Origin of the sequence: Variovorax sp. WDL1 (assembly GCF_001541225.1) — a bacterium.
In the GTDB taxonomy this organism is placed as follows: domain Bacteria; phylum Pseudomonadota; class Gammaproteobacteria; order Burkholderiales; family Burkholderiaceae_C; genus Variovorax.
The window spans coordinates 36,764-43,354 of sequence record NZ_LMTS01000021.1 but is presented as its reverse complement, the minus strand read 5'-3'; the positions used below and the strand labels follow the sequence as shown (position 1 = coordinate 43,354).

At 69.2% G+C, this 6,591-nt stretch carries 9 protein-coding genes; 1 reads left to right on the top strand and 8 read right to left on the bottom strand.

Annotated elements, in window-relative coordinates:
- Positions 1 to 37: 37 nt before the first annotated feature.
- Positions 38 to 985, bottom strand: a complete 948-nt coding sequence (locus APY03_RS02015) for an adenylate/guanylate cyclase domain-containing protein (protein ID WP_068673426.1) — start codon at positions 983 to 985, stop codon at positions 38 to 40.
- A 393-nt stretch (positions 986 to 1,378) separates the two neighbouring features.
- Between APY03_RS02015 and APY03_RS02010 the strand changes: the two genes are divergently transcribed.
- Entirely contained in the window at positions 1,379 to 1,615 is a 237-nt protein-coding gene (locus tag APY03_RS02010) for a hypothetical protein (protein WP_232081087.1), read from the top strand.
- A gap of 70 nt (positions 1,616 to 1,685) precedes the next feature.
- Here APY03_RS02010 and APY03_RS02005 read toward each other — a convergent pair whose 3' ends face one another.
- From APY03_RS02005 to APY03_RS01975, 7 genes are all read right to left on the bottom strand, one after another.
- Complete coding sequence (locus APY03_RS02005) at positions 1,686 to 2,618, bottom strand: LD-carboxypeptidase (RefSeq protein WP_068673422.1); 933 nt, start codon at positions 2,616 to 2,618, stop codon at positions 1,686 to 1,688.
- Positions 2,615 to 3,694, bottom strand: a complete 1,080-nt coding sequence (tadA, locus tag APY03_RS02000) for a tRNA adenosine(34) deaminase TadA (RefSeq protein WP_068673420.1) — start codon at positions 3,692 to 3,694, stop codon at positions 2,615 to 2,617. Before tadA ends, APY03_RS02005 begins: the two co-directional genes overlap by 4 nt.
- The gene (locus APY03_RS01995) at positions 3,691 to 3,909 is read right to left on the bottom strand and encodes a hypothetical protein (RefSeq protein WP_068673418.1); all 219 of its coding nucleotides are present in this window, start codon (positions 3,907 to 3,909) and stop codon (positions 3,691 to 3,693) included. Before APY03_RS01995 ends, tadA begins: the two co-directional genes overlap by 4 nt.
- A 3-nt stretch (positions 3,910 to 3,912) precedes the next feature.
- On the bottom strand, positions 3,913 to 4,560 hold the full coding sequence (locus tag APY03_RS01990) for an FMN-binding negative transcriptional regulator (protein ID WP_068673416.1): 648 nt from the start codon (positions 4,558 to 4,560) through the stop codon (positions 3,913 to 3,915).
- Between the two features lie 44 nt (positions 4,561 to 4,604).
- Entirely contained in the window at positions 4,605 to 5,297 is a 693-nt protein-coding gene (locus APY03_RS01985) for an ankyrin repeat domain-containing protein (protein ID WP_068673436.1), read from the bottom strand.
- Positions 5,298 to 5,314: 17 nt separating this feature from the next.
- Positions 5,315 to 5,833 (bottom strand): GlcG/HbpS family heme-binding protein, encoded by a 519-nt coding sequence (locus APY03_RS01980; RefSeq protein WP_068673414.1) that lies wholly within the window; start codon positions 5,831 to 5,833, stop codon positions 5,315 to 5,317.
- Positions 5,834 to 5,936: 103 nt separating this feature from the next.
- On the bottom strand, positions 5,937 to 6,566 hold the full coding sequence (locus tag APY03_RS01975; RefSeq protein ID WP_068673412.1) for a response regulator transcription factor: 630 nt from the start codon (positions 6,564 to 6,566) through the stop codon (positions 5,937 to 5,939).
- Positions 6,567 to 6,591 lie beyond the last annotated feature (25 nt).

Here is a 6,591-nt window from a genome sequence, read left to right as displayed (position 1 = left end):
AGTCGAAAGCGGCAGGCGATCGGCCCGCCACACCGCATCAACGCGTTTCGCGCCGCGGGAGCTGCACGTTGCCGCCGGTGGTGTTGAAGGAAATGGTCGGCGCGCTGAAGTCGCTCAGCGGTGCGCCCAGCCCGATTTCCCCGCTGCCGTGCAGCACGCACTCCTCGCGCCGCAACGCGATCTCGCCGCTCGCGCCGGCGGTGCCGTGGAACCGAACCCAGGTGCCGTAGGTGCTGATGTCGACCAGCACACAGCTGCCTTGCCGCGCCTCGATGCGCGCATGCAGCCGCGACACGCGCGGATCATTGACCACGAACTGCGCCTCGTCCACTCGGCCCAGGTGGATGGGCAGATCGGCGGCGCGGAACATCGAGCGCACATCGAGCCAGGCAAGCTCGATCTGCGCGAAGGAGGAGTCGGCCGTGCGCGCCGGCACGGCCAGGGTCGCCGGCATGGTAAGGAACTCGGTGACCTCGTCCTGCCAGTCGATGCGGTGCACCACCGGCATCTCGTTCTTGCCGCGGATATTGATCGGGCCGAGACTGCGATGCCGCGCCTCGCCGCCTTGCAGCTGGTCGATGACCGACTCGGTGGCCCAGATCTGCCCCGGGCCCGCCAAGTCGCTGAGCCGGGACGCGAGATTGACGGCGTCGCCGTAGCAGTCGCCGTCCACCTCTACCACCTCGCCGCTCGCAACGCCGATCTGCAACTCCATGCGCAACGGGGCCGGCCAGGTCTGCAGGCGCTTCTGGTGATTGCGTTGGAGCTCGAGGACCGCCTTGGTGGCATTGATGCCGTTGGTGAATATTGCAAACACGCCATCGCCCAGCGATTTCACGACACGGCCGCCATGCGCCTCGCAGACGCCGCCGATCCACTGGATGAGACGGGTCACGGTTTCGGTGGCCCTGGCATTGCCCATGGCCTCGAAGACACGCGTGCTTCCCGTAAGGTCAGCGAAAACGACAGTGGGATGACCGGTCATTTGTGCAATTCTTGGTGGCTCGCGCCGAACGATTATGGCAAAGCACCGCACGAGCGCCCCCAGGGGGAGTCAAATCGGACGGAGTCAAACGCAAAGCTGTTGCTTTTTCATTAGGAAACACGTTGAACGTCAGACCGACGATGACAAGTACAACTTAAGCATCAAATCCTCGTCCACTGCTTGAAGATATTCGTGAAGTATGTTGTTTTTGAAGATGAAATTATGCGCCCAGCCTTGTAAGACGCCGTTCATAGGCTTAACGTTGTAATCCTCTAGGCTTCTGGCACCGCCTTACATCACATGGCACTACAAAGTTTCTTTCGCTTGTTGGCGTTCCCGGCCTTAGGCTTGCGCCGTTCGGCGGACCGTCGGATGGGCGAGATTCGAGGTGCCATGCTGTCCCTGCTGCAGACCCATGGCGGCCATTCGGCGCAGCGCGTCGCCCAGCGCGTGCGCTTTGCGGGCGACCTGGAGGCGCTCTGGTACCTCCGCCAGGATGTGCTGACGGCCCTGAGCGCGGTAGATGGCGAGGCCGCAGCGCGCCGCCAGATGCGCCAGATCAACCGCATGTTCAAGGGTGGCCTGCCCGGCGCGATGGTGCCGCGGCCGCATCACCGCATCACCACCTGAAGCGCCTCCCCTTGCCCTGCCGAAGCCGCTGCCCTGCAGCGGCTTTGTTTTTTGGGCCTCGCCCCACGCGTCAGTGCGGATGCCGGTGGCCCCACACCATGAAGACATCCCGGCCATCCGCCGCCACTTCCACCTTGGCACCCACCGGCAGCAGCACCTTGGTGGGGACATGGCCGAAGGGCAGGCCCGTGAGCACGGGCGCCTTGATCAGCGTGCGCAGGCGTGCGATCACCGTCCCCAGGCCGAAGCCGCGGTCGTGCGGCACCGTGCGCCCGCCGGTGAACTGGCCGAAGAGCACAGCCTTCTGGCGCGCCAGCACGCCGGCATGGCGCAGCTGGTCGAGCATGCGCTCCACCCGGAAGGGATGCTCGTTCACGTCCTCGAAGAAAAGCACGCCCTTGTCGACCGCCGGAAAGTACGGCGTGCCCAGCAGGCTCACGAGCACGCAGAGGTTGCCGCCCCACAGCGTCGCACCGTGCAGGCCGCGGAAACCGGCCACGGCCTCGGCGTCTCGCTTCGGCACGCGCCAGCCGGTGCCTTCGCCCTGTCCGTGCAGCAGGTCGTCGAAGCAGGCTTCCATGATGTCGTCGGCACCGTCCTTGGCGCCGAAGTCCTCGCCCACCGCCGGGCCCTGCCAGCTCACCGCGCCCGTCTTCGCCAGCAGCGCGTTCTGCAGCGCGGTGAAGTCGCTCAGGCCCACGAACTCGGTGCCGCGCTCGATGGCCTTGGCGACCGCCTTGTAGGGAATGGCATCGATGATGCGCGTGAGGCCATAGCCGCCGCGCGAGATCAAGGCAACGTCGGCCCGGCTGGCGGCGGCGCGGGCGATGGCCGCCAGCCGGGTTGCGTCGTCGCCGGCAAAACGTTGATGGGTGGCGAGTGCGGCCTCGTCGATCTCGACCTCGTGGCCCAGCGCCTGCAACCGCTTGATGCCGCGCCGGAAGGCGGCCTTGTCGCGCACGGCGCTGGAGGGGGAGTAGATATAGATGTGTTTCTTCTTCACGGGCCGAAGTATCCCATCGCCTCCTGCGCGAGCCGGGCCGCTTGCGCGGCGCCGGGACCGGAAACGCCTGCCGGAATCGGGCCGAGAGCACGCAGCGCCGCCTCGTAGCCGCGATCGGGAAAGGGCGCGCGCCAGGCATCGATCGCCGCCTCGCCTGCGTCCGGCGCCATCCGCACCAGCGCGAAGCGCCCCGGTGCGGCGCTCGCGAGCAGGGATGCGAGCGGCGCCGCGCCGGAGCTGTGCACCAGCGCGAGCGGGCCCGGCTGCAGCCGGTCCAGCCATTCGAGCAGCAGGTCGCGGTGCCAGGGCCACGTGTGCACCGACTCGCGCTTGGGCTTGTCGCTGCGGCCGAGGCCGATCAGGTCCGGCGCCAGGACGCGCCATCCCGGCACGCGCGCGAGGTGCCTGAAGAAGTAGCTCCACTCGCCCGGGCCATGCAGGCACAGGCAGGCCCATGCTGCGGCCGCCGGCCCCTCGTCGAGGTAGTGCATGCGCCAGCCCCGCTGGCTCGGGAGATCGCTGACGTAACGCGGTTCGAAGGCGTAGCCGGCCAAGCCATCGAAGCGCTCGTCCGGGGTGCGCAGCGCATCGTCGCGCAGCGGCTCGGCCGCGTCGCGCGCCGCGCTGCGGCGGGCCCTGAAGAAATCCTGCAGCAGTCCCTGGCAGTCCGCCGCCAGCACCCCACCCTGCACTTGCGTGTGGTGGTTGAGCTCGCGCCGGGCGAACAGGTCCAGCACCGAGCCCGCCGCGCCGGTCTTCGGGTCGGCCGCGCCGAACACCACGCGTGCCAGCCGCGCATGGAGCATGGCTCCGGCACACATGGCGCAGGGCTCCAGCGTGACGTAGAGCTCGCAGCCGTCCAGGCGATAGTTGCCCAGGGCCGCACCACCCGCGCGCAGCGCATTCATCTCGGCATGCGCGCTGGGGTCGCGCAGCGCGACCGGGGCGTTGCGCCCGGCAGCGATCAGCCGCCCCTCCTTCACCAATACGGCGCCGACCGGCACCTCCCCGGCGTCGGCCGCCCGGCGCGCCTCTGCCAGTGCGAGTCGCATCCAGTGTTCGTCATCGGACGTCATCGGGCATCGTCCGGGACGGGGCGCGGCTGCTGCATTGCCTCGTCGAGCGATTGCTTGAACTGCTGCCGGACCTGCAGTGCCTGCTCAGGCTGCGACAGCTGCGGGCGCGCATCGGCTGCCGGCGGCGTGCCGGCCATGCTGCTCATCTGCCGCTTGACGAGCACGCCGACGATCACGAGCGCGAGCACCAGTCCGACCAATCCGAGGGCGCGCATGCTTCAGTTCTCCTGCGCCTGCGCCGCACCGGTCTGCATGCCCAGGCGCTGCATCCAGGCCGCCAGGGCCTGCTCGTCCGGCGTGCCCGCGCTGTAGCGGGCATACATCGCCGGATGCGACTCGCGCCGGTGCTGGTTGAGCTTGAGCTTGCATTGCAGCGCCGTCACCTGCAATTCGAAGCCGACGATGCCGTTGAGCATCTTGAGCTGGAACTCCTCGCCCAGGTCGCGCCACTGCTGCGCATACGCAGGCTCATGGTCGCCGATCAGGCGCTTGAGCAGCGCATCCTTCTCGACCGGCGTCTCGATGAGGCGGGCCTCGACCGTGCAGTGCACCGCCAGGTAATTCCAGGTCGGCACGCGCGCGAGGTCCGGGTAGACCGAGGGCGACAGGTAGGCATGCGGCCCGAGAAAGGTGGCGAGCGCCCGCGGCCTCGCCTGCAGGTAGCGCCACTGCGGATTGGGCTTGGCGCAATGGCCCAGCAGCGAGAACCCGCCCTCCTCCCCGCGGTCGTCGAGCACCAGCGGCAGGTGCGTGACGAAAGGCAGGCCCTCGTCATCGGTCGAGATCAGGCTGGCGAAGGGGTGCTGTCGCATCAGCGCTGCGGCGATGGCGCGGTCCTGGCTGTTGAACTGGGGCGGCATGTACATGGACGGTCCTCCTCGTGGGATCGCCCGATTGTCCCCGAGGCGCTCTACTTCGCGCCGGCCGCCTTGAGCTTGGCGGCCATGGCCGCGTAGCCGCGCGCACGCGCCAGCTGCAGGGGCGTGTTGCCCTGCCGATCGGCCAGTTGAAGATTGGCCCCCGCATCGACCAGCGCCGCCAGCGTGCGCTGGTGGCGCGGCCCGCCGTCCCCGAGCACGATCGATTCGATCAGCGCCGTCCAGTGCAGGTTGTTGACATGGTCCAGCGGCGCGCCCGCCGCGATCAGCCGCCGCACCACCTCGTCGTGGCCGAGATGCGCCGCGGCGATCAGCGCGGTGCCGTCGTAGCGGCTGGTGGTCTGGCGCGGGCTGGCACCCAGCGACAGCAGCAGCGACAGCGTCGCCGGGTCATCGGCCACGGCGGCGATCGTGATCGCGTCGTAGCGGTCGTCCTCGGGCACATCGAGCTTCGCGCCGGCCTGGGCCAGCGCGCGGATCACCTCGCGCTGGCGTGCATGCGTCGCCACATGCAGGGCCGTGCGGCCGCGCCCGTCGCGCGCCTCCAGATCGGCACCGGCTGCGACAAGGGCCTTGAGCCGAACGAGATCGCCGCGCCAGGCCGCCTGGTGCACACCCTCGTAGGCGAGTGCCTCCGGCGCGGTGGGCGGCACCTGCGCCGCCGCTGGCTCCACGCTGCCGATCGCCAGCACGGCCAGCAACAGGGCAAGGCTCGCGCGATGCATGGCCTTCATCCTCGTGCTCAGCCCAGCTGGGCCTTGACCTTCTCGATGCCTGCGTTGGCGCATTGCTCGTCGAGATGCCCGCCCGGCGCGCCGCCGACACCGACCGCGCCGATCACCTCGTTGCCGGCCTTGACCGGCACGCCGCCGCCCAGCAGCAGGAAGCCGGGGATGTTCACCAGGTTGGCCGCGCCCGGGTTCTTCTGGGCGTTCTCCATCATCGCCAGCGTGGGCGCCTTGGCCGAGGCCGAGGTCCAGGCCTTGCGCTCGCTGGCGGCCACGGTGTGCGCGCCCGCGGTGTCGGCGCGCTGCACCGCGCGCACCACGCCGGCCCTGTCGACCACGGTCGCCGCGACCGCGTAGCCGTTGGCCGAGCAGGCGGCCACGGTGGCCGCGGCAATCTGGTTCGCAAGCTCCAGCGAGATGTTGCGCTCTGTGCGCACGGCAGCGGCAGCCGTTGGGGCTTGCTGGGCCTGCACGTTCCATGCACAGAGGACGAGAGAGACGGCGAGCGTGCCGAGGCGAAGGGACGAATGCATGCGGAGTTCTCCGAAGTGGTTTGAAGCCGTTTGAATGAAGCGCCACTGTAGGAATTGCGGCCCGCCGCCGCCATTCGTACGGCTACGTCCGCCCTCCGTAGAACTACGGAGCATCGTCGCCGGCCAGCGCCGCGTAGCGCCGGATCAGCTGCGCCAGCGATTCGCAGCCCAGCTTGGCGAACAGGTTGGCGCGATGGGTCTCGACCGTGCGCGGCGACAGCGCCAGCGTGCGTGCGATCTCCTTGTTGGTCAGCCCCTCGACGATGAAGCGCAGCACTTCGCGCTCGCGCTCGGAGAGCTGCGCGTGCCGCTCGCGCGCCGCCTGGTCGGCCTGGGCCCGCTCGCGCGAGCGCACATGCTGGCGCACCGCCTGCTGCAGGGCCTCCAGCAGTTGCTCGTCGTCGACCGGCTTCTCCAGGAACTCCGCCGCGCCGGCCTTGAAGGCGCGCCGGCACATCTCGACCGTGCCGTGGCCGGTCAGCATGATCACCGGCTGGTCCACGCCCTGCGCGACCAGCGTATCGAGCACCGCCAAGCCGCTGATGCCGGGCATGCGCACGTCGAGCACGATGGCGCCGATGCCGTTGCGGTCGAAGCCCGCGACGAAGGCCTGCGGGTCCGACCAAGCCTGGGTGCGCAGCCCGACCGTGCCGATCAAGAGGGCCAGGCTCTCGCGCACCGCCTGGTCGTCGTCGATCAAGTGGACAAGCGGCGACTGCGGCTCATTCGTCACTGCGAAACCTCCGTGCTCCGCACTG

What these genes read in the sequence shown, in the direction of transcription:
- APY03_RS02015 (WP_068673426.1), bottom strand. Translation starts at nt 985, where the DNA reads ATGACCGGTCATCCCACTGTCGTTTTCGCTGACCTTACGGGAAGCACG.
- APY03_RS02010 (WP_232081087.1), top strand. Translation starts at nt 1,379, where the DNA reads ATGCTGTCCCTGCTGCAGACCCATGGCGGCCATTCGGCGCAGCGCGTC.
- tadA (WP_068673420.1), bottom strand. Translation starts at nt 3,694, where the DNA reads ATGACGTCCGATGACGAACACTGGATGCGACTCGCACTGGCAGAGGCG.
- APY03_RS01995 (WP_068673418.1), bottom strand. Translation starts at nt 3,909, where the DNA reads ATGCGCGCCCTCGGATTGGTCGGACTGGTGCTCGCGCTCGTGATCGTC.
- APY03_RS01990 (WP_068673416.1), bottom strand. Translation starts at nt 4,560, where the DNA reads ATGTACATGCCGCCCCAGTTCAACAGCCAGGACCGCGCCATCGCCGCA.
- APY03_RS01985 (WP_068673436.1), bottom strand. Translation starts at nt 5,297, where the DNA reads ATGCATCGCGCGAGCCTTGCCCTGTTGCTGGCCGTGCTGGCGATCGGC.
- APY03_RS01980 (WP_068673414.1), bottom strand. Translation starts at nt 5,833, where the DNA reads ATGCATTCGTCCCTTCGCCTCGGCACGCTCGCCGTCTCTCTCGTCCTC.